The sequence below is a fragment of the Oceanispirochaeta sp. M1 genome (genome assembly GCF_003346715.1).
Classification (GTDB): domain Bacteria; phylum Spirochaetota; class Spirochaetia; order DSM-2461; family DSM-2461; genus Oceanispirochaeta.
Genome location: NZ_QQPQ01000057.1, coordinates 1 through 22,043 on the forward strand (window position 1 = coordinate 1; position 22,043 = coordinate 22,043).

Annotated in this window: 15 protein-coding genes; 4 read left to right on the forward strand and 11 right to left on the reverse strand. The window is 39.1% G+C overall.

The genetic code is table 11. The features are described from left to right. The first annotated feature begins 379 nt into the window (after positions 1-379). Positions 380-1,162, forward strand: a complete 783-nt coding sequence (locus tag DV872_RS23545) for an AraC family transcriptional regulator (protein ID WP_114632423.1) — start codon at positions 380-382, stop codon at positions 1,160-1,162. Here the strand turns inward: DV872_RS23545 and DV872_RS23550 are convergent. The 5 genes from DV872_RS23550 to DV872_RS23570 form a co-directional block, all read right to left on the reverse strand. Further along, complete coding sequence (locus tag DV872_RS23550; protein WP_114632424.1) at positions 1,159-2,685, reverse strand: hypothetical protein; 1,527 nt, start codon at positions 2,683-2,685, stop codon at positions 1,159-1,161. The genes DV872_RS23545 and DV872_RS23550 overlap by 4 nt on opposite strands. Positions 2,686-2,691: 6 nt before the next feature. Further along, positions 2,692-3,519: a carbohydrate ABC transporter permease gene (locus DV872_RS23555; protein WP_114632425.1), complete on the reverse strand. Its 828-nt coding sequence runs from the start codon at positions 3,517-3,519 to the stop codon at positions 2,692-2,694. Continuing rightward, positions 3,512-4,387, reverse strand: a complete 876-nt coding sequence (locus tag DV872_RS23560; protein ID WP_114632426.1) for a carbohydrate ABC transporter permease — start codon at positions 4,385-4,387, stop codon at positions 3,512-3,514. The genes DV872_RS23555 and DV872_RS23560 overlap by 8 nt, the downstream gene beginning before the upstream one ends. A 92-nt stretch (positions 4,388-4,479) precedes the next feature. Further along, positions 4,480-5,724: a sugar ABC transporter substrate-binding protein gene (locus DV872_RS23565; protein WP_114632427.1), complete on the reverse strand. Its 1,245-nt coding sequence runs from the start codon at positions 5,722-5,724 to the stop codon at positions 4,480-4,482. A 115-nt stretch (positions 5,725-5,839) separates the two neighbouring features. Then, positions 5,840-7,498, reverse strand: coding sequence for a helix-turn-helix transcriptional regulator (locus DV872_RS23570; RefSeq protein WP_158547149.1), 1,659 nt, complete (start codon positions 7,496-7,498; stop codon positions 5,840-5,842). A 634-nt stretch (positions 7,499-8,132) separates the two neighbouring features. Between DV872_RS23570 and DV872_RS23575 the strand changes: the two genes are divergently transcribed. Genes DV872_RS23575 through DV872_RS23585 form a run of 3 tightly spaced genes read left to right on the forward strand, consistent with a single transcriptional unit; the run spans position 8,133 to position 12,547 of the window. Beyond that, positions 8,133-9,800, forward strand: a complete 1,668-nt coding sequence (locus DV872_RS23575; protein WP_114632429.1) for a hypothetical protein — start codon at positions 8,133-8,135, stop codon at positions 9,798-9,800. After that, positions 9,793-11,061, forward strand: a complete 1,269-nt coding sequence (locus tag DV872_RS23580) for an MFS transporter (protein ID WP_158547150.1) — start codon at positions 9,793-9,795, stop codon at positions 11,059-11,061. The genes DV872_RS23575 and DV872_RS23580 overlap by 8 nt, the downstream gene beginning before the upstream one ends. Next, positions 11,054-12,547 carry a sulfatase-like hydrolase/transferase gene (locus tag DV872_RS23585; protein WP_158547151.1) on the forward strand — a complete coding sequence of 498 codons (1,494 nt, stop codon included), beginning with the start codon at positions 11,054-11,056 and terminating at the stop codon, positions 12,545-12,547. Before DV872_RS23580 ends, DV872_RS23585 begins: the two co-directional genes overlap by 8 nt. A 989-nt stretch (positions 12,548-13,536) precedes the next feature. Here the strand turns inward: DV872_RS23585 and DV872_RS23595 are convergent. The 6 genes from DV872_RS23595 to DV872_RS23620 all read right to left on the reverse strand — a co-directional run bounded on the left by DV872_RS23595 (position 13,537) and on the right by DV872_RS23620 (position 20,905). Continuing rightward, entirely contained in the window at positions 13,537-14,397 is an 861-nt protein-coding gene (locus tag DV872_RS23595) for a PfkB family carbohydrate kinase (protein WP_114632432.1), read from the reverse strand. Then, positions 14,390-15,040, reverse strand: coding sequence for an HD domain-containing protein (locus tag DV872_RS23600; RefSeq protein WP_114632433.1), 651 nt, complete (start codon positions 15,038-15,040; stop codon positions 14,390-14,392). Before DV872_RS23600 ends, DV872_RS23595 begins: the two co-directional genes overlap by 8 nt. A 77-nt stretch (positions 15,041-15,117) precedes the next feature. Beyond that, complete coding sequence (locus tag DV872_RS23605; RefSeq protein WP_114632434.1) at positions 15,118-16,182, reverse strand: ABC transporter ATP-binding protein; 1,065 nt, start codon at positions 16,180-16,182, stop codon at positions 15,118-15,120. Positions 16,183-16,199: 17 nt separating this feature from the next. Beyond that, the gene (locus tag DV872_RS23610) at positions 16,200-17,807 is read right to left on the reverse strand and encodes an iron ABC transporter permease (protein ID WP_114632435.1); all 1,608 of its coding nucleotides are present in this window, start codon (positions 17,805-17,807) and stop codon (positions 16,200-16,202) included. Between the two features lie 60 nt (positions 17,808-17,867). After that, positions 17,868-18,899, reverse strand: coding sequence for an ABC transporter substrate-binding protein (locus tag DV872_RS23615; protein WP_158547152.1), 1,032 nt, complete (start codon positions 18,897-18,899; stop codon positions 17,868-17,870). Between the two features lie 641 nt (positions 18,900-19,540). Beyond that, on the reverse strand, positions 19,541-20,905 hold the full coding sequence (locus DV872_RS23620; protein ID WP_147283256.1) for a hypothetical protein: 1,365 nt from the start codon (positions 20,903-20,905) through the stop codon (positions 19,541-19,543). Positions 20,906-22,043 lie beyond the last annotated feature (1,138 nt).

Sequence of the window (22,043 nt, forward strand, 5' to 3'; positions counted from 1 at the left end):
AGGTCAGGAAGGCTGTTCATAAGCATATTAAGGAGGTAAATTTCTGACTAAATTGCACATGAAATTCCCCACTGGTTAGTGGGGAAAAATAATTGCAATAATGGGGAATTTTCACTTGCAAAAAACAATTTGGAGTTCCTAAGATATTTAATACGGATCGGGGTAGCCAGTTTACCAGTAATGATTTACGTCATTTTTAGAAAATGAGCTTGTCAGGAAAAGATGAGAGAATCCAGAAATCATTATGGCTTCTACCATCTCTCAATTTATGTCTATGTCTTCTAGAAATCACTTTTTTTGATCAGAGCAAAAATCCATAGCGCAGGTCAATGTTTAAATCGGTATTTTCCAGTTTTTAAGATCGTGTTATTATTTCCATATGATTAGTAAGCCCTATAATGTGTATTACTGTAAGAAACAGAATTGCAGGCCCGGCCATGAGGTAGGCCTTATGACAAGGGACCATTTTCTGATTCATTTTGTTATAAAGGGATGCGGCGTTTTCCAGACAGAAAGAAAAACCTATACAATTTCCGAAGGTCAGTGTTTTATTATATTCCCCAATTCTCCGGCCGGCTATAAGGCTGATGAGAAGAATCCATGGAGTTATTCCTGGATTGGTTTTAATGGTCCCGATCTTATGAATACTTTTTCCAGCTGGGGACTGACAGCAGATTCACCGGTACTGACCTTCGACGAGAGCTGTCGGGCATTCTATTATATCGATGAAATTATTGAGAACCAGAATAATTACCCGGGTTCCCAATGGCGTATTATGGGAAATCTTTTAAAGATAATAGGTGAGCTTGAAAGATTTGCCACGTCGGACAATCCTACCGACATAGATGACCATATACGGAAATCGCTTCTGTTTATCGAAAAAAATTATACACAACCTATTGGAGTCTCGGATATTGTATCCGATGTATGTCTCGAACGCAGTTATTTTTCCAATTTGTTCAAAAATAAAATGGGTAAAAATCCAAGAGATTATCTGCAGAAGTACAGAATGAGCAAAGCAATGGATCTCTTAATATCCACTTCGTACAGCATTGAAATCGTAGCCCGTTCCGTAGGATTTAAAGATCCACTCCATTTCAGCAGGAATTTTAAAAAATATACCGGAAATACTCCGACAGAGTTCAGGAAAAAAAGACATTAAGAATCCAGAAACCTGTCTAGAGCATTCTGTTGTGTGTACAATAATTCGTCCAATCCCGATTTAAACAAATGATTCTGGTAGTCTTCCCAGTTTTCCAGAGGTTCAAGTCCCATAATGAATTTGATTGTCATTTCCAGAGAGTAGGATTCGATCTCTTTCTCCAGCTTCGAGATAACTTCAGCCTCTTCTTTACTGTAAATTATATTTGGCCATACCCAGTCATTCCCGGATTTTGACCAGAGATCCTGGGCTTTTGTTATCTGTTCGGGCATTTTTTTAGCATTATCCTTGTACCCATCGACAAGAAAAGGTCCGTGATTCATTACATATTTATATTGAATCGTGTTATAGGGAATATCATCACTGTTATTCAGCATCAGCTCGCTATAGTAGGGGAAACCTTCTACAATATCATAACTGACATTTTCTAGACCGTAAGTCAGTAAATATGATCCCTCCCTGCTATAGCCGTAATCGAGAAAGCGAACGGCTTCTTCAACATTTTCACAGGATGAAGTTATAACAGTGTTATTATTCTGGTTTTGGGGCAGATTATGGCTTAAGTGTAAAGACTGACCTTTGTACAGGACCGGATAGGGAGTGCCGGATAGATTGTAGCGAGAATCGTCTTCATTTGATTTCAAAAATGTATCAAACCAGGCGTAATAAACATTGCATGCTCCCATTCTGCCTGTAATCATTGATCTCTCGATGCTGTCATCATGACGAATTGCAAATTCCGGATCAAGCAATCCTTTTTCATACCACCTTTTAAATGTCTTCAGAAACTCTTTATACTCAGCCGTTGCGGGTCCCCAGCGCGCCTCTCCCTTCCTGTTCAGCCAGCCGAATCCCGTATCCCATGCTCCCAGGAAAACCTGGGAACGAAACAGAGCATTATCGAATTGAACATTCAGTGGAATTTCAACATTGAGTTTCTCTTTGAAATCTGTAAGTACAGTCTCCCATTCACTTATAGTCTCCGGAACGGTATGGTTGAGAAGGTTGAGCCAATCACTCCTGATAACCATCCCCTGCCAGGGAGAAGAAGGGTCTATCATAGTCATATTAAAAGAATAGATATTACCTTCGGGAGTCATTACAGTTTTTTTAAATTCAGGATTTTCTTCCAGTATTTTCTGATAGTTGGGCGCATATGCCTCAATCAATTCGTTCAATCTGATAAAAACTCCATCGGAAATGGCTTTATCCGGTCCCCCCGGATACCCTCCGAGATGATCTATACTACCAATTATATCGGGAAGATTTTCCGATGTCAGAAGAAGCTTGAACTGTTCCTTTTTCTGCTTCAGGGGAGGATGGATAAAATGTACAGGTATTTCCAATTTTTCCTGCATGGCTTTATAGGCTTCATTTTCATTATAACTTTTCATTATTTTAGCAGCTTCGGGATGAAGTTCCACCCAGTAGGTCAGCGGGACGGTCTCATCTTCTACAATTTCTCTGCAGCCCGAAAGAATGAATGTCAGAAATACAATAGAAATAAAGTATGCAGGTTTCAAAGAATTTTACTCCTTGGTTCCGGTGAAAGCTATTCCCTGAACAAAATGCTGTTGAAAAGATAAAAATATCACTATCATCGGAAGAGTTGCAATTACGCTGCCCGCGAGCACTACCGGTATATTTGTATCATATTGCCCCTGCAGATTTGCTAAACCGGCGGAGAGAGTCAGTTTTCCTATTGATGTATTAACTATTATGGGCCACATCAGATCCTTCCAGGCAAAAAGTGCCGTAAAAATGCTGAGAGCCATAAGTGAGTTTTTTGCGAGAGGCAGCATTATGTGCCAGTATATCTTCCATCTGTTTGCACCGTCAATAATAGCTGCTTCCTCCAGAGAAGATGGCGCTGTCATATAGAACTGACGCAACAGAAATGTTCCGAAAGCACTCACAAATCCGGGGAAAATTAAAGCGGGAATTGTATTAATCCAATTCAGCTTTAATACCATCAGATATTGTGGAATGATAAATACCTGTGATGGAACCATCATTTGGATCAGTACAAGGCTGAATAAGAAATTCCTTCCCGGGTATTTAATTCTTGCAAATGAGTATCCCGCCATGGAACAAAGAAAATACGCAAAAAGACATCGGCCGAGAATCATCATGGCTGTATTGAAATACAAATAGGAAAAGGGCAATAATTTCATTGCTTTTAAATAATTATCAAATCTCCAGACATTGGGGATTATCGTTAAGGGAATACTGATTGCCTCACCATAAGATTTTAATGAACTCAATATCATCCATATGAATGGAAACACCATTACTACGGCGCCGATCGAGAGAACAATAATGGCCGATTTATGTGATTTAGTTAGAGCTTTATTCATAATGAACCCACCTTTTCTGTGCCTGGAATTGTAAAAATGTAATAATCATTATTATGATAAAAGCTAGTAATACAATTGATGAGGCATATCCTTTCTCATTGCGCTCAAAGGCAAATCCATAAAATAAGTAGAGTAGTGTCTGTGTCTTTTCCAGTGCAGGATTCATTTTATCGATCATCATATATACCAGGTCAAATTGCTTAACTGCTTTCATGATGTTGGTTACCATTAAAAAGAATAGAGAGGGAGTTAAAAGGGGGAGAGAAATTGATATAAACTTCCTGACTTCCGATGCTCCATCAATATGTGCAGCTTCATAATATGATTCTGGAATATCCTGTAAACCGGCCATCAGAATTACCATGCTGTATCCTAGTTCACTCCATATAGCTACCATTGAAATCGAGGTAATTGACAAACCCGGTGTTGTCAGCCAGCGGGGACCTGCAATATTAATAAGTGAGAAAAGATAATTGATTAATCCATAATCGGCATTGAATAACCAGCGCCACAGGATTGCAACTGCAGCAGGTGCTACAACAAGAGGTATAAAATAAATTGTTCTGAATATTTTCTGACCTCTTTTTACTGAAATTATCAAACCAGCAATAATAACTCCAAGTACTAAGCCTATTGAAACGTAAATAACCGTGAAAAGCAGCGTATTTCCGACAGACTCCCACACTAATGTATCACCTGCCAATCTTTTGTAATTTGCCAACCCGATCCATTTGAATTTTCCAAATCCAGAAGATTGAGTAAAACTCATAAAAAACGTTCTACCAATCGGGTAGATATTCAGTATTATTAAACCGGCAACGGTGGGTAATATTAATAGATAACCCCATATCCAGTCTTTATTCTTCATTAGAATTCCTTTATCAATAAATCAGCCGGAATGAGCTATTCCGGCTGCAAAAGGAAATCTCCGAGAGGAGTATTCCCTGATTTATAGAATGATTATTCCTGACTCAGATAAACATTCATTTCTTCTGCTATTGCCTGACAGGCTTTCTCTATTGATATCTGCCCGGCCTGAGCTTTTCTCATGTAGGATTCCATAACAGGCTCCCATTTAGATTTTGAAAGTGATGTCGGCAGGGCTATTCCGTATCCCGCCATTTCCAGAAAACTGGAGACATTGTACTGGGGAAAAGTCTGTAGCCAAGATGTCTCCTGACCTTTGAAAGCCGGTATTGCAGCACCGTATTCACCCTGAAGTACGGCTGCTCTTTCAGAACCCAGAAATGAAATAAAAGCTTTTACCGCTTCGGGATGTTCTGTAGCTGCAGAACCTGAATATCCCAGTCCGTTCATAATTGTGGCTTCTGTTTTTCCCTTCGGCAGAACAGCGACATCAAATTTATCTTTAATCTGTTCATTTGCTGAGAGACCGCCGAGTTTCCATGAACCGAGAAATAACATAGCCACTTTTCCTGAAGTGAAAAGAGTTTGTGCATCAGTATCGGCAAGCTGCTCCTGTGTCGGGGAAACTTCATGTTTTTCAATGAAATCTCTCCAGAATTGAACTGCTTCAATTGTTGCCTTGTCACCCATATGCGAAACTCCGGCTTCTCTATTCAAGACAGAACCTTCATTCTGATAGATAACACTGAAATAACCCTGGTGGTTTGTATCGGGAGCGGCGAATCCGAAAACACCGTCTTCGGGATTATTAAGAATTTTGGCTGAGGAAACCAGATTGTCCCATGTCCATGATTCATTGGGATATGTCAATCCGGCATTGTCAAAGAGATCTTTATTGTAGAAAAGACCTACAACATCAAAATCCTTGGGAACTGCATAGTAGCCATTCTTGTATGCATACAGTCCAAGTATTTCATCTTTGTAATCGTTAAAATCAACATTCAGTTTGCTCAGATCCATCAGAACATCATTAGTCACATAATTGGCAAACCGGTTTGCATGCATCCAGAATACATCGGGCATGGCGCCACCCATTGCAGAAGCTTCTAGTTTGGTCCAGTACTCACCCCATGGAGTAATTTCAAAGGTTACTTCAATGTTTGGATTTTCCTTTTGAAACTCATCTCTGATAGCCTCCATGGCCGGTTCCTGATCTGCACTCCAGAAAGCATAGGTAATACTGATTTTTTCCTCAGATTTTGAATCCTGTTCTCCTGATGCATAAAGTGAACTGAATGCCATGGTAAATAAGATTCCCAATGTAATGATCTTTTTCATATGAAGATCCTCCTTATATTTTGTCCTAAATATGGATGGAGGAGACTCAGGAAAATATAGCTAATTATTGGAAGTCTTTTTATTTTGAATAAACTTATCTGTAAAACAGCTCTTATCAGCTGTTAAAAGGAGGAGAATCTTCCATTTTTTTGTTTATCGCCCATTTTTCATCTCCAGAAAGAGACCTGAATGCCCCAGGTGTCAGGCCAGTATATTTTCTGAATGAACGGATATAGGCATTTGAACTGGCAAAACCAACTGCTTTTGCAATTTGTTTTAATTTTTTTTTCTTGTCATTCAATAGTGGAATACTTTGTTTAAGGCGTTCCATATGAATATAATCAAGTAGACCTGAATTTGATTCTTTGCGGAATATTGATGATAGATATGATGACGTAGTCTCAAGGTCTTCGGCCATTGATTGTACTGAAAGGTTTATATCTGAGAAATGACTTTTCATATAATCCATCACTTTAATTGTCCATGGTCCGGATTGCCCCTCTTCCTCTATATAATTTTGTTCCAGCTCCTTAAAAAGAATCGAAAGACGCTTATCGACCATAGACAAGATTTTATTTTCTTCGAATTCTGCCGGTAAATTGAGTATTTTATTATAGAAGTCCCTATAATTACTATTTTTCAATTGACCTAAAGCATCAACGATAGTGGAGAATAAAGCATATACCTGCAGATATGCAATTTCTGTATTTAGATGTTCCTCTTTGATTTTTTCGATATAATCAGCAGTATCTTTTCTTGCAGAACTCCACTCTCCCGATTTAGTATGCCGCCATATGTTTAAAAGTAATATTGGTGATTTTAATTTAGAGAATGCCATTTCTGGACTTGTATCTCTGTAATTGAAGAATCGATAATATTCCATTTGATTTTCTGCTTCTCTTTTCGCATCAGGCAACATTTTAAAAGAATCGACAGAAGAACTGATTCCAAAAGGTCTGTTCATTCCTGTAAAGAATTTTGTCAGTATATCCTTATCGGTGATTATTTCTTCGGCATTTCCATTCCAGAGAAGCATAGATTCTCTGCCATTGTAATGATTCCAAATGATTATTCTATCTTTTTCTATATTTGAAATATCAATAGGCTTTATTCCGGGCCATATAATGACCAGATAATATTTATATAGCAATAGATTCTGCACATCTGGTGGTAATTCAGAACTATTGGCGCAAAGGTAATCCAGAATATTCTGTTTATCTAATTGCCCGGTTAAAGTTTTTTCTTTTTCTAAGAGATTTCTGATTGTAGATTCTATTTCTGCAGGAAGTTGTTCAGCCGGTGATATCATTGACAAAATCGGCTGAAATTGATTGAGATTCCTCTTTATAAAGAATCTAACAAAAAGCAATCCGCTTGTTAAGCTAATAAAAAACGCGATGATACCAATTATTCTAGCCCATTTGTAGTTACCATAATTACTCAGAGTGGGAAATCTGTACTTATAATATCCCGGTAGAACCGTAGATGGAAATTCCAAGACCTTTGACAATTTACCGGGGATCTTATTTGTTGAGAAAGAAAGTAGCACCTCATTATTATCGCTTAGCCGGAATTCTCCTGAAAAAGGATTTCCAGGTATTTGATTAAGGAATGTATCCTTCCATAGATCCTCATTTAAAAAGCTGATAATAACCATGTTCGGCTTACTTTTATTATTTAAAGGAAATCCTCGAACAAGAACAAGAACAAGGGGAGAAACTGTATTTCCCGAAGTTGACGATAACCTGAAAAGTTTTCGTCCCCCTTCATTCATATTCAGATTGTTCAAAAAAAAAGATGTATTCTCTTTATCCAGCAGGGGGTATAACCTGGTAAACTCCCATTCATTATAAAGGCCTTTATCTGTCAGTACTTTCTCATGTTCCGGAAAATGGATTGCGATACCAATAAGAAAAGACCGTGTGATTAAGCTATTTTTTAATAATCCCTGCAGTTCCAGAGATTCATATATATTTTCTGTATTCCATTCAGAAGAATTACTCAGTTTTGTCGCCCTTGAATCCCAACCTAATTCAAGCTCAAACATATCAATTTTTCTGAACATTTCATCGGACATTTTTGAAAAGGTCTTTCCTGCAGTATAATAGAACTCTTTTACATCTTTTCTCCAGTAGATCTCACTCGTAATGAATGAAAAGAATAATAATATTAAAGGGAGAAGCAGTGTTAACAGATAAGAGAGAATCCAGAATTGATATACTTTTATTTTTTGGAGGTTCATAAGGAACTATACTTCAATAATCCCGAATGAACGAGAAGGATAATTGTTGTTTCCTATGGATGTACGTGAGTAATTCCAAGCTCACTGGATAAATAGAACACATATATCCATATTAACCTCACAACTATCTCTAGGTCAGTTAATAGAAAATAACTAGGTTTTATCCATGATGAATTATCTGAAAATATTAAGCTGCCCTGACTCAGTAAGAATCCAGGAAGATGAAGAGTGGTTATCTGCAGAGAATAATAATAACGAGTGGATTGCCGGTGATAGCTCTCTAACTATTAGTGAAAAAAACAACAGTTCTAGGTTATTGCTTCAGACTGGCAATAAAGGTTTAAAACGAGTTTATTTGAGATGGAATGGAGAGCATTCTCCCGGAAGTCTTGTTTTAGGCGATCAGTGGGAACGTTCTTATGGTGATCTTGAATGGGCCGGTATTCGTCCCGAAAAAAATCTCCCATGGTATTTTCTTGTTCTATCATCGGGTATTACCCATGGTATCGGTGTCGAAACCGGTCCTTCCGCTATGTGTTTCTGGCGGGTTGATGAAGAGGGTGTTTCCCTGTTTCTGGATGTCCGCAACGGAACAGAACCGGTTCTTCTCGGAAACCGGAAACTGGAAGCTGCAGTGATAAAAGTCATGGCCGGAAGAGATGGGATTTCATCATATAGAGCACATAGAAATTTTTGCGAAATGCTCTGTTGTGATCCCAAGCTCCCCGATCATGCTATTTATGGAGGCAATAACTGGTATTACACATATGGGATAACATCGAGCAGAGAAGAAATCCTACATGACTCCACTGTGATTTCTCAATTAAGTGAATCAGAGAACAGACCCTATATGGTTATAGATAACGGCTGGCAGTCCTGTAGTTATTATGGTGATTATAATGGCGGACCATGGGACCGGGGGAATAATTTTTTCCCCGAGATGCATACTCTTGCAGAGAACATGAAATCAGAAGGAGTTCGTCCCGGTATATGGTTCCGTCCATTACAGACTGTAGAAAAGTTACCTTTTTCCTGGCGGAGATTTTATGAACCTCAGGGGGGATATCAGCTCGATCCTAGTATTCCAGAAGTTCTTCAGCATATAGCCGATGATACAGGCCGGCTGACAGATAACTGGGGTTTCCAGATGATAAAACATGATTTTTCTACAAGAGATATCTTCGGCACCTATGGAAATCAGTTTGGAAATCGTTTGACTCATTTTAATAAAAGATCTCTAGATATGGCAAATACCATCGGATCTCTAACTGGTTCTGTTTTGGATGAGCCATCAGTCCCATTTGCTGATAGGACGCTGACAACGGCGGAGATTGTCAAGAATTTTTATTCTGCTATCGGCGACGCTGCAGGTAAAGCTCTGGTCATAGGGTGCAATACTCTAACACATCTTGCCGCAGGTATTATTCCCATACAGCGTACAGGTGAAGATACAAGCAGTTTCTCATGGGAAAAGACTCGCAGGTATGGAATAAATGCCTTATCTCACCGAATGGGACAGCACAGCACATTTTACCATATTGATGCCGACTGCGTCGGAATTGACGGACAGATACCCTGGGAACTAAACAGAGAATGGCTCCGTCTTCTAGCAGACAGCGGAACTCCTCTCTTCGTTTCTGCCGATCCAAAATCGCTGACTGCGGAAATTAGAAGAGACCTAAAAAAAGCCTTCAGTAAGGCAGCTCAAATACAGGAGCCTGCAGAACCGCTTAACTGGACAGCCTCTACAACACCCGTTAGTTGGAAGATAGGTAATAAGATCAAGAAGTATAATATTCTCCGTCATGATGGAAAGGAGCTATTTTATGGTTAGAATATCATCGCTGGTCCGCAGGCAGTTCATTACATTTACTCTCTGCTGGCTCGCTTATGCCTTAATCTATTTCGGCCGTGTCAATCTATCAGTTGCACTACCAGATATTGAAAGCGATCTGGGTTTGTCGAAAGCCGGTCTTGGTCTGATAGGAACAATTTTCTTCTGGATTTACGGCACGGGACAGCTGGTAAACGGAAGGCTCGGTGATAGTTTTCCCTCCCGTCCTTTCATTTTCGCCGGACTGTTCGTCACCGCCCTGGCCAATATCTTCTTCGGACTGGCAGGTTCGGTTCCCCTCATGCTGCTGCTCTGGGGAATAAACGGGTATTTTCAATCCATGCTCTGGGGACCTATCATCAAAACTCTCTCTCATTGGTTCTCCTATAAGAAAAGAGCCGCTGTAGCCATAGGGGTGTCCACTTCCATGGTTGGGGGATTTCTCCTCGCATGGGGCTTGTCGGGACATCTGGTTGCGACTTCGGGATGGAGAAGTGCATTTCTGGTTCCGGGTATTGTAATAGGCTGCTTTTCACTTGTCTGGCTGATATTTCTTCGTGAGAGACCTGAAGATCTAGGGCTGGTCAGTCCCAATACACATGTGGCCCGACAGGAGGATTCTCGGAAAGATTCTTTTATTCCCCTTCTGTTGAAGTCCCGGTTGGGTTTAATTGTACTGGCCTGTTTCGCCCAGGGAATTATTAAAGACGGAATCAGTTTATGGGGGCCTACATTCATTCTCGAGCAATGGGATCTGTCGATGGAAACGACAGTTAAAGCAATTCTGATTATTCCTCTGACCAATCTGGGGGGAATGTTTCTCGCTTCCTGGTTGAATTCCCTGTTGGAGAACAGTGAAAGGAAGGCGATACTTCTGCTCCTTACATTGACGATTATTTCTCTCACATCTCTTATCCTGGTCGGGCGCAGTTCCCTCTATTTCGGACTGGTCTTTCTGGCACTGACATCGGCTTTCATGTACGGGGCAAATACTCTTTTGCTAGGAGTCATCCCCATGAATTATGCCCGGATCGGAGCTGTTTCAACAATTGCTGGATTTCTGGATTTCTCCTCCTATCTTGCTGCCGGAGCCGCTTCTGTGATTACAGGCCTCGTTGTTCAGACCTTTGGTTGGAATTCCATGCTGTTGATCTGGTGTTTCAGCGCCTGTATCGGTGCCGCGGCAATTTTCATAGATATAAAACGCTCTCCCCGACAGGAGAAAGTGGCGACGGGAAAAAAGATGAATGCTTATGAATAGAGATAAAAATATCCTTTTTATTATTGTCGACCAGTTACGGGCAGATGCTCTGTCCTGTTACGGGAACAGGTTTGTTGAGACTCCCGCATTAGACGGATTGGCTGCAGAAGGTGTTTTATTCAAATCCTGCACAATTCAGGCATCACCCTGCGGTCCCAGCCGAGCATGTCTGATGACGGGAACTTATCTGCACCGCAACAGATCTATCAGAAATGAAGTTCCCCTTGTAAAAGCCGGGGAGAACTGGGGGGCCTGGTTAAGGGAAACGGGACGGCGACCGGTGCTTATAGGAAATCACGACTATTCGATTGACCCTTCAATCCTGCCGGAAGATGATGAAAGGCGTTTTACATTTTCCTATCACAATACACTGCCCGGTTTTGATACTGAACTTTATCACGAGTCCTATAGCCCTGAATATGAAGAATATCTGGTATCCCGGGGATACGGGAGAGACGATTTAAGTAAAAAGGGACTCAGGGCGTGGTGTGTCCCTTCTGAAGGATCGGGAGACCGATGGGAGAGAACCTATCCCGCAGTTTATGAAAGAGAAGAGAGTGAGACTTTCTTTATCACCGATCGGGCTATAGATTTTGTCAAGCGGAATAGCAGTGGGGAAGCATGGACCTTAAACCTTAATATATACAAACCCCATGCGCCGGAAATATGTCCCGAGCCATACCATGATAAATATGATCCGCAGGAGATGGTCCCCCCCTTCCGCAGTGAGGAGGAGTTATCTCATGGTCATCCCTATCTAAGAAAAATGATGAAGCAGGATAATGAAGAAGTAAATCCTTACTGGAAAGAGCAGAGGGCTCTGTATCACGGAATGGTCAGTGAAGTTGATGATAATCTAAATCGTCTCTTTGAAACTTTAAAGGAAACAGATCAATGGGCCAATACCTTGATAATTTTCACTTCCGATCACGGTGCCTATAACGGAGACCACTGGATGAATGATAAAGGGCATTATTTTGACAGTGCATTACAAGTCCCTCTTATAATCCGTGATCCTTCCGGAGAATTTCAGTGCTCCAGAAACACCATCGTCAACGACCTGGTATCTTCTGTGGATATTGTCCCAACTCTTCTCGATATACTTGGAATGAAAATACCCGCCAGAGTACAGGGGAGAAGCCTGATTTCCTATCTCGACGGAACCTGTGGTGAGCCACGTAATAAGAGTGTTTTCAGTGAATTTGATTACAGTGAACCATTAAAACTGGTAACGGGAGATGAGAAAAGACTTCTCTGGATAGTAAAAGACCGGAATTATAAATATGTTGAGTTTGCCGATCCCGATTATCGGCCATTATTCTTCGATCTTCAGACAGATCCCGGAGAACTGGAAAACCTTTCTGAACAGGAAAAAATGATTCCCCTCATGTGGGAGTACAGCAGGAAACTCCTTAGATGGAGAATGCAGAATGAAGACCGGTCAATGACCGATCTCATGGCAGAAACTATTGAGTCTCAGAAATGAATAGAAGCAGGAGTAACAAATAAAATTTGATAGAACACTTTTAGGTCATATTTCTAGAAATATCACAATATATAAAGTTAATGAATAGCATTTTAGATGTTGACCTGTCATCTATTCTTCCATTGCAGCTACAAGGTCCGGAAAAAATGTCCGCATTATTACATGCACATCGGAAGAAGAGGATAAATATCTGAACATTCTGGGTGAACAGAGCATTAGTGTTTTCCGTCTGAATTCCGAGGAAACAACTAGTGCCATGACCAGCTGAATTTTAATCATTCAGCTGGAACTTCATTTTTACCTTCTGGAAGGAGAATTTCCAATAGAACTGAACATTCTTTTTTCCAAGTATTTACATTTTTATCTATATTTCATTATTGGGAAATATCTTTACTCCCAGACACTGCCTACTCTTAATTACAATTTCAATTTCAGCTTAATCCAAATAACTGGCATATTTAGGAGTGTAATGAACAGCAAAGTGTCCACAAATCTCTCGCTCTTCCTCTTCTCCATATCATCTGCTCATTGATTTCATGGAATGAGTGTAATACATGTCCATAAGCAAATGGATGTTTTGGTCCACGGATAAATTCTGACCATTCTATAGATAACTTTTGCATAGTCTTTTCCTTTTTTATTGCTTCGATACATAGACAAAATATCTACCAGCTTTAGGTTCGACAGCACAAAAATAATCGCAGAACCTCTTCGTTTGTATTCATAGTCAATTTTATGATCTTAACCTGATTTCCTGATAGGCCTTTCTAGTTGTGCATGATCAAGAAGTTGCAACGGTTGTTCGTCAAGGTTGACAATATATTCAGTAATGAATCCAGATGACGTATACCATCCACACCGACCAGATGATGAACAGTATGGTCAGTCAAATGCTTATTCATTTCCATCATCCCAAAAAGGAATATAGCCAAGCCGCCAAATAAAGAAAAGATATTCCAGATACTCACAGAAACACTCCTTTTATTAAATCAAGAACCTGGATTTATACTCCTTTGTACATCTTGAAAAGTTCCCTGATAGGCACCTGATTTCTCCATTTTCAGACTGGTTAAAGCGGCAGCGTACTCTGCCGACTCATTTACATTGTGCTTTAACCTCCATGAAAGATATGCAGCAAAACAAGTATCACCTCGACCGGATCTTCCCACCATGCTTTTCATGGTAAATGGAAACCTATGAAAATTACCGTCATAAACTATGAGTTCAGACATATGTGTAATGAGGACCTCTTTTGCTCCCCAACCATACAGAATTTTTGCGGCTTCAAACCGGTCAGTTGTTCCTGTAAGAATTTCCGCTTCTGCTGCATCAGTCTTCAAATAAGTGATATAGGGCATGTATTTTTCTTTTTCTGGCCAGTCCCTAAATGAAAGGATTGTATCTTTCTCACATCGAAGAACAGATTGAACATCAAGAGCGACATGGCCACTTGATGCAAGGTGACTGATCATAATATCGGGGAAGTCTCCTCTGATTAGACCTGCAAGATGGAAAATGGTACCATTAATTCCTTTGACGTCTTCCAATAAAAAAGGGTCTGCAAGATCAGAAACGGTGATTTCTCTGGTTTCCATATCATCTGAATAATCCAGATTCATGGTGACTGTCTTCTTTGAACCAAGATTGGAGACAGAAACACCCTTTTTTATCATTTCAGACAATGACTCGGTGTCCTCTAAAGCAATCCTGGTAATTACCATAACTTTAGCTCCGCTTGAAGTCGCGGAAATTGAAGAATAGTAAACAGCACCACCTGGCATTGTATGTTCACATTTTTTTACTTTAAATATATCTTTTGTTAGATGCCCAATCATCACAATATCAAACATGTTTCAATACTCCTGAATTTAATTTTAAAATTTGTTTAGTTAGTCTTGAACGGATATAATCCGTTATAAATTTGTATTTAACGGGATTCTTATCTTTTAACTGAGAACCATTAATATCAGCTAAAACAAAAAGGTAGAGATCGGGAAAACAGTCCAAATCATCTTCAATTTTACAGAAATCCTGCTCAAGACTTTTATTGTCTACTTCCAGAATTGGAAACAGTTTTCCGTGATATTTGATAATATTGCTAATATAGCTTTTCTCAGTTTCAGACATATCAATTTTATCTAAAATATCATTGGCTATGACACAACTTACTTCTTCGTGTCCCCTGCAGAAAGTTTGATTTTCTACAGCTGAATAGGTTCTACTTTTTCCGCTATCATGAAAAAGCGCAGAAATTACAAGAAGTCTTTTCCTGGAATTCCTGTGAACTTTTCTGTTGAAATATTCAGAATAGATCTGATTATCAGAGATTAGAGATTCAACACTTAAAGTAACATTCACGGTATGGTTGAAAACACTGTCATATAAGTGATGAGAATCATTCTCAATTAATTCCTTCAGCATTCCAAACCAGGGGTAGCTATCGAATAGCTCCCCAGATTTAAAAGTATGAAGATTTAAAAATTCTAGCTTCATATACTACTTCTTTAATTAAACAAAACAGAGATATGACCGGGATTATTCACATTGCACCCCGGACTTCCATCATAGATTCAAGCTTTATTTTCCTGCAGTACATGGAGCTTATGCGGGTCCAGAGATATAAAGATTTCTCCCTCAAGGATTCCCTGATATCCTGGATTATATTGATCGACAATAAAGGTAATACCCAGGGATTTGATCCAGTAGCGAATGTAGGCCCCTTCAAAAATATAATGAATGATTTCACCTTTAAATGTATTTACTTTACCCTCATCCTGTTCACTGATACTGACCATTTCAGGTCTGATACACAATTTCCCCGAGCCTGGTTTATATTTATCTGAAATTTCAATGTGATACTCATCTTTCCTGAACATGGCTTTTTTACCCTCCTGGGAAACAGAACCAATAAGGATGTTAGTCGTACCTATAAACTTTGCAGTGAACTCATCAGTAGGTGTAAAATATATTTCCTGTGATGTACCATACTGCAGAATCTTTCCTTTATTCATGACTGCAATCTTATCTGATAGAGCAAGAGCTTCCCCCTGGTCATGTGTAACATAGATCGTAGTTATTCCTAATTTTTTCTGAAGCTGTCTCAATTCCGCCCTTATTGTCATTCTGAGTTTTGCATCGAGATTAGAGAGGGGTTCATCTAAAAGTAGAACGTCCGGTTCCATGACCAGAGCTCTTGCAAGTGCAACCCGCTGTTGTTGCCCACCAGACAACTGCGAAGGAAACCTATCAAGAAGACTTTCAATATCTAGATAGGAGACGGTTTTTTTAAGTTGCGATTTTATCTGGCTTTCCTTCATTTTTTTAATTTTGAGGCCGTAACAGATATTATCCCGTACACTCATATGGGGAAAAAGAGCATAATCCTGAAAGACCATTGTTGTATTCCTGAGATGTGTCGGTACATCGTTAATCAGATTCCCCCCGATATAAACGGCACCTTTCTGAACATCATAAAAGCCAGCTATTGTTCGCAACAATGTTGTTTTCCCGCAACCTGACGGTCCGAGAAAAGTGGTAAATAGCCCCTTCTCAATTTCCAAATTTATATCATTAAGCACTTCTGTTTTACCAAAGCTCTTATATAGTTTATTTATCACAAGATGTTTATCAATCATTTTTTTAACTCCAATATTTAATCAAAAAGGTTAATTTTTTTACCGGCAATTTTCTGCCCAGCACCAAGAACGAGAAGCGATAATGCCAGAAGAACAGTAGTTAAAGCTGCTGCTTTTCCAAAATAGCCGTCACTGACAAAGTTCATAATTGTAAATGTTGAAACTTTATTTTTTGATGTCGCAAGAAATACGATTACACTCAAGGTTGTAATTGACCTGATAAAAGAAACAATAAAAGCCGATATAAATGAACTTTTTACAAGAGGAGCCTCAATCTGCCAGAATATTTTGAACTGATTTGCGCCAAGATTTGAAGCTGCTTCACTAAGAGAGATAGAAATCTGTTTAAAAGAATTGAGCCCTGTCTGATATCCCATTGAGATGTTCCAGAAGATCATTGCAAGGATTACAATTGCCGCTGTTCCATACATATCAATAGGTGCTCTGGTAAAAGATATCGAGTAGCCGATACCAATAAAGATACCAGGGAGCGCTGCCGGCAATATGGCAGCAAAATCTATAAATTTTGTTACAATTCCCTTATTTCTACTGACAAGATAGGCAGATATAATAGCAAAAAGCGCACTGAGACAACCTGCGGTAATTGCATATGTGATACTGTTGAAGAGCTCTCGCCCCCTATGAAATACATCCAAAAACCACTTCATAGTTAATGTCCAGTCGTATCCCCATCCTTTGACAAAGGCACCAAGAATAATTCCTATATAGACAAGCAATATCATTATGGCAATGAATGAACAGAATATTAAAAATAGAATTTTTGCATACCATATAGTAGGTTTCTGTTTAATATTCACGATTTTCCCAGTTATTGTGACATAAGATCTTCTCTGAACCCAAAATCGTTGAAAACTGAAGATCAGAATCGACGGTATTAGAAGCATCACCGAAATTACTGCGGCTCCTGCTACATCACCCCATCCTTCGACCCTCATCCAGGCTTCAGTTGCAAGTACCGAAAAATCACCGGAAATCATAATGGGATTGCCAAAGTCTGCAAGCACCAAAATTGAAACTAGAAGAGCAGCACCAGCAATTCCCGGTGTTGAAAGAGGTAATGTGATTGTTCTAAAAAGTTTAAAACCATCAGCTCCGAGATTTCTACCGGCATACTCGATGCTTGGAGAGATAGACCTCAGAACACCCTCAATAGACATTGCAGCAACAGGAAAAAAGGCAATGGTCTGTGCCAACCATAAACCATGCCAACCAAGTATGGATAATCTCATTCCGAAGAGTCCATAGGTAATAAGCCCATTTTTTCCGAAAAGCATCAGGTAACTAAATGCAACCATAAAAGGGGGTGAAAAAAGAGGTAGTATAGATACTATCTTAAAGAATCTCTTAAATGGAATATCGGTCTTAACAATGCCATACGCATAGATGAATCCAAATAATGTTGCCGTAGATGTCGATAGAATCATCACTAACAGGCTGTTTAAAGCCGCTTTCCTGTATCTCATATCTGCAAATACCTTCAGATAATCCTTGACATCAGGAAATATAAATACATTCACTAGTGGATAGATCACAAAGACAGACAATGAGATAGAAATAAAGACAAACATAGACAACAAAATTGGATCTTTAAAAATTTTTTTCATTAAAATAAACTCCGTAAAAGTATAAAAGAGGCAGGGGGAGAACTCCCCCTGCGGATATAACTATTTACCTGTGATAGAAGCCCATTTTTTCTTCCATGCATCAGTATTAAAAGCAGCCATCTCAAGATCCCATTCAGCAAAATTGAGTGTTTCGAATGCAGGGACACCCTGAGGTAGTTCAACTCCTGTTCTTACTGGGTATCGGTAACCGTTCGTTGCATTAATTTTTCCAGCTTCTGCAGAAAGAAGGAAGTCGATAAACTTCTGAGCATTTTCAAGGTTTGACGCTCCCTTAATGATTGATGCCGCACCGATTTCAAAACCTGTATCCTCAGGAAAAACTATAGTGATAGGCAAGTCACCCTGGATCTGCTGTTTCAAAGTATCATGGCCCCAGGAAAAGCCAACGATTGCTTCACCCTGACTAACAAGAGGGATTGATCCATTTCCACCTTTTGTATACTGGGCAACATTCGGATGAAGCTGTTCAATAAACTCAAATCCCTTATCTTCACTTCCCAATCTGAAGATCTGAGCTGCCATCATTAGAAAAGCACCGCCGGTAGTAGCAGGGTTTGAGGCAATGACTTCCCCCTCATAGATGGGATTCAGGAGGTCATTCCATTTTAAAGGAGGTTCAATACCCAGGGGAGAAATCTCTTTCTCATATCTCTCTGTGTTATAGATAATACAGAGGGCACCAAGATACCAACCTGTCCAGTAATTTGTAGCATCCATGAAATCTGAAGAGATTCCCACTTCTTCAATAATGGGCGACCTGTAGGCTTCCAGAAGGTTGTTATTGGCAAGATCAGTATGATAATTACTGTTTCCCCCGATAAAAACATCCGCTCGAGGAGCATTTGCTTCCGTTTTGATTCGTCCGGTAATACTCCCGGCTTGTTCAACCTGAAGAGCAAGTTCAGCTTTAATACCTGTTTTCGCTTCAAATGCCGCACACAGATCGTTTGCAGTTTTTTCATCAAGTGCAGCATAAACCACTACACTGTCACCTTCTTTTTCCTGAGTTCCAGCGGCATAGACGGCAGCTGATGTGACTGCAACCAGCAGACATAGAAATAGTTTTCTCATAATAATATTAGCTCCTTTTAGTACGATTCTCTGCAGGATATCCTTATGATGAAACCGGTTATTTTCCGACCTCATACTCGGGTTATCTCACAGTATTGAGTGATGGCTATAGATAATCTGTAAAGCAAGTATCATCAAATCTGACGACATAAATCTATGATGAAATCTTCAACTCCTGCTGTTTCAGATAATATAGCCCCCCACACAGCATTTCTGTCGGTAGGTATTAAACGGCATCAGAAATTCTTTCCCTCAAAGATTTTCGGACAATCTGATGCACTGTCTCCTTAGATAGCTTTTCCTCCTCATCGATTAGATTTTTCATGTCAAAAATGTATGTCAAATATTGATTCTTTTTTTTCCAATTCATTTAGCTAATTTTCTTTTAGTGTATAAGCTTTAATACAAAATGATCGCGCTCTCATTTATAGTATCATCATAGAAAAAATTGGTCAACAATTGACATAAATAATTGCATTATTAATTACAACGTAAGTATATAAAAAAATTTTGTCATAAAATCTTATTATATTCGCGCTCTCATTTAAATCATTAATATGAATAATTAAAACTCAATCTTGATCAGTAAACTTAAAAGAATAAATGAATCTTTTTGATTGTTTGAGAATTGTCTTTCCCTTTCATAAATTGAATTTTGATGATGAAGTTTTATCACTAAAACTAAGATCTCTAAGATTAGAAATTTCTTCTACTTCTCCATTGCCAGTCAGAGTTATATAGCTCCCTTCATAATTTGAATGCTGATAGAGTTTGTAAACAACACCTTCTGGAAGCTGATATCTAACTGATGAGACCTTATCATTAAATCCAGAACTACCCTCAACAGAAATGTTGTCATAGTTTCCTAATATCCCACCGCTTCCGGCTGTTATGGATAATCTTCGTCCTTCAAATGTGTCATGCTCAAAGAGATCAATCCATGATTCTGATATGTCATCAATTACAATTCGGCAATAATGGGATGATGAAGTTATATCCCCAAAATAAAAATCTCCAAGATCATCAATTTCTGTAACCACCCCTGTCCCCAGAAGCTGCTTCATTTTTCCTTTAAAATTACTATGCTCGAATAGGAGATATTGATAATCAACCGGAAGCAACCATTTAGCCGATGAAGCCCTGTCTCCAAATGATATGGTATTATAATCCGAGTAATCGCGATGATTCCTATCTACATAATCAATAATAATGTTGCTATTTCTAAAGTTCTTATCCCGATAGAGCTCAATCCAACCATCATCTATTATAGTAATTGTGTCATCCACCCATCGGAATTCACTGAATTGAATCTGATCATCTTCTTTCCAGAAATAGGCAGAATAAACACCCAGACTGCCTAATGAATCAGTATAAATACCCCCTGCAGCATCAAAATTACCATGGTTGTCTACACAGAAGAACTGTTTATTTGCTACTTTCGTAATCACAGGGATGGTCTGGTAGTCATCATTTATGAAATCAACAGTATATAAATCTACCCAATCGCTTCCATTTATAATGGGTGCTGCATCGGATGTATTGTGAAGACCTGCAAGAAAAAGCTTTCCGTCAGATTGGTTTATAAAATTTATTGTCTGGAAATTGCTGAAATTTGCATCCTGTATATTAGCTGCCTGAACCTCTGTATGAAACCAGGTGGAATAACTATCATTGCTAAATCCTCGATCAAAATCAGTAGAATTAGATAAATAAAAATCGATACGGTTTTCCAGCTGGTCACTATCACTCCATGCTGCCAATAGAAATCTTCCATTTGATAGTTTCGTTAGAGCAATCGCACCTGACTTGGAGGTCGGCCTGTCGATATAGTGATCAAAAAGTACTGGATTTTCGGGATTTGTCACATCGTAAAAGATTATTTTTCCTGAATCAGAATCTTCAAGCGGCACAGCAAGAACATCTCCTAAGACACTGATCCCTCCTGCATGCCACATTTGATCATCTATAGAAAGGACAGCCACTATCTTATCATCAGAATCAGGCATATTATTTTGCAGTATATTTGAGCGGTATCTCCCCTGGGGAGATCGTGAACCCAGCCTGGCAATAAATAGATTTGATGATGGAATATTTACATCACCTCCCGACAAAACAATAAATTGTCCTGACTTCAATCTCTGAATGCCCTGAAAATGACTGTTAAGGCCAGTATAGTTCTCAACCATTCCGTTTTCCCATACCGATAGGTGATCTGCATATGTTCTAATTTGAGAAAATTGAGTTTCAACAGAATCTATATAATTTACAGTAGTATCAATGGTCTCTGAGAACACCACTCTTCCAGAGCTTGTGTCACTCAGAACACCAGCAAGAGCTTTTTCATTTTCGACTACACCAATTTGAGGCAGGGAGAGTTCTAAACGACACCCGACAAAAAAAATAAAAAAGATAAGGGGAATTAACCACTTTTTATCCATGCTTCCTCCGTTGATAAAATTAGATTTACCTATATCGTCTTTTCAATTTAGCCAGTCACCGTCACAAGTGATATCAATAGAGATACTGCAAAGACAGTCTTATCGAATCCAGCTTATCGATCAATTAAGTCAAAAACATCTTGATTTTAACTTCAATTACCTACATCTCGTTACAATGATCTCGCTCTCATATAACACTATCATCAAAAAAATCAGCCGTCAATATTAATATATTTAATATAATAAACAACTACAGCACATGCAATTACATATTCTCTTACAACAAATTTAAATGTACGCGCTCACATTTAATTCATAAAATCATCAATACTTCATGTATTTGACAGCACTTGATTCCCAAAATTTCCAATTCATAAAGATCAAAGTTCTGCCATATTAATTCCATAGAAATATGAAATCAAAATAAACACCAAGCGTACAAGACCTCTACCTGTGGAATGAGTATTTCCTAAACTAAAAGAGAAAGAGACACAGGAGGATCGATCACTATGATCGAAGCCCTTACTATCGAGAAAATATATACAAGTAGGGGTGAAACAAAACAAAGATGCCCAATATACGTAAGCGCTAATATCTCCCCGTGTTGACTGATCGTCTATGGGATGAGTTCTTCTTTATCAATGTTCCATGGAAGCAATTGTTCCAGATCCTGATTAGTATTGGCCAGTGGAATTTTCTCAAATAT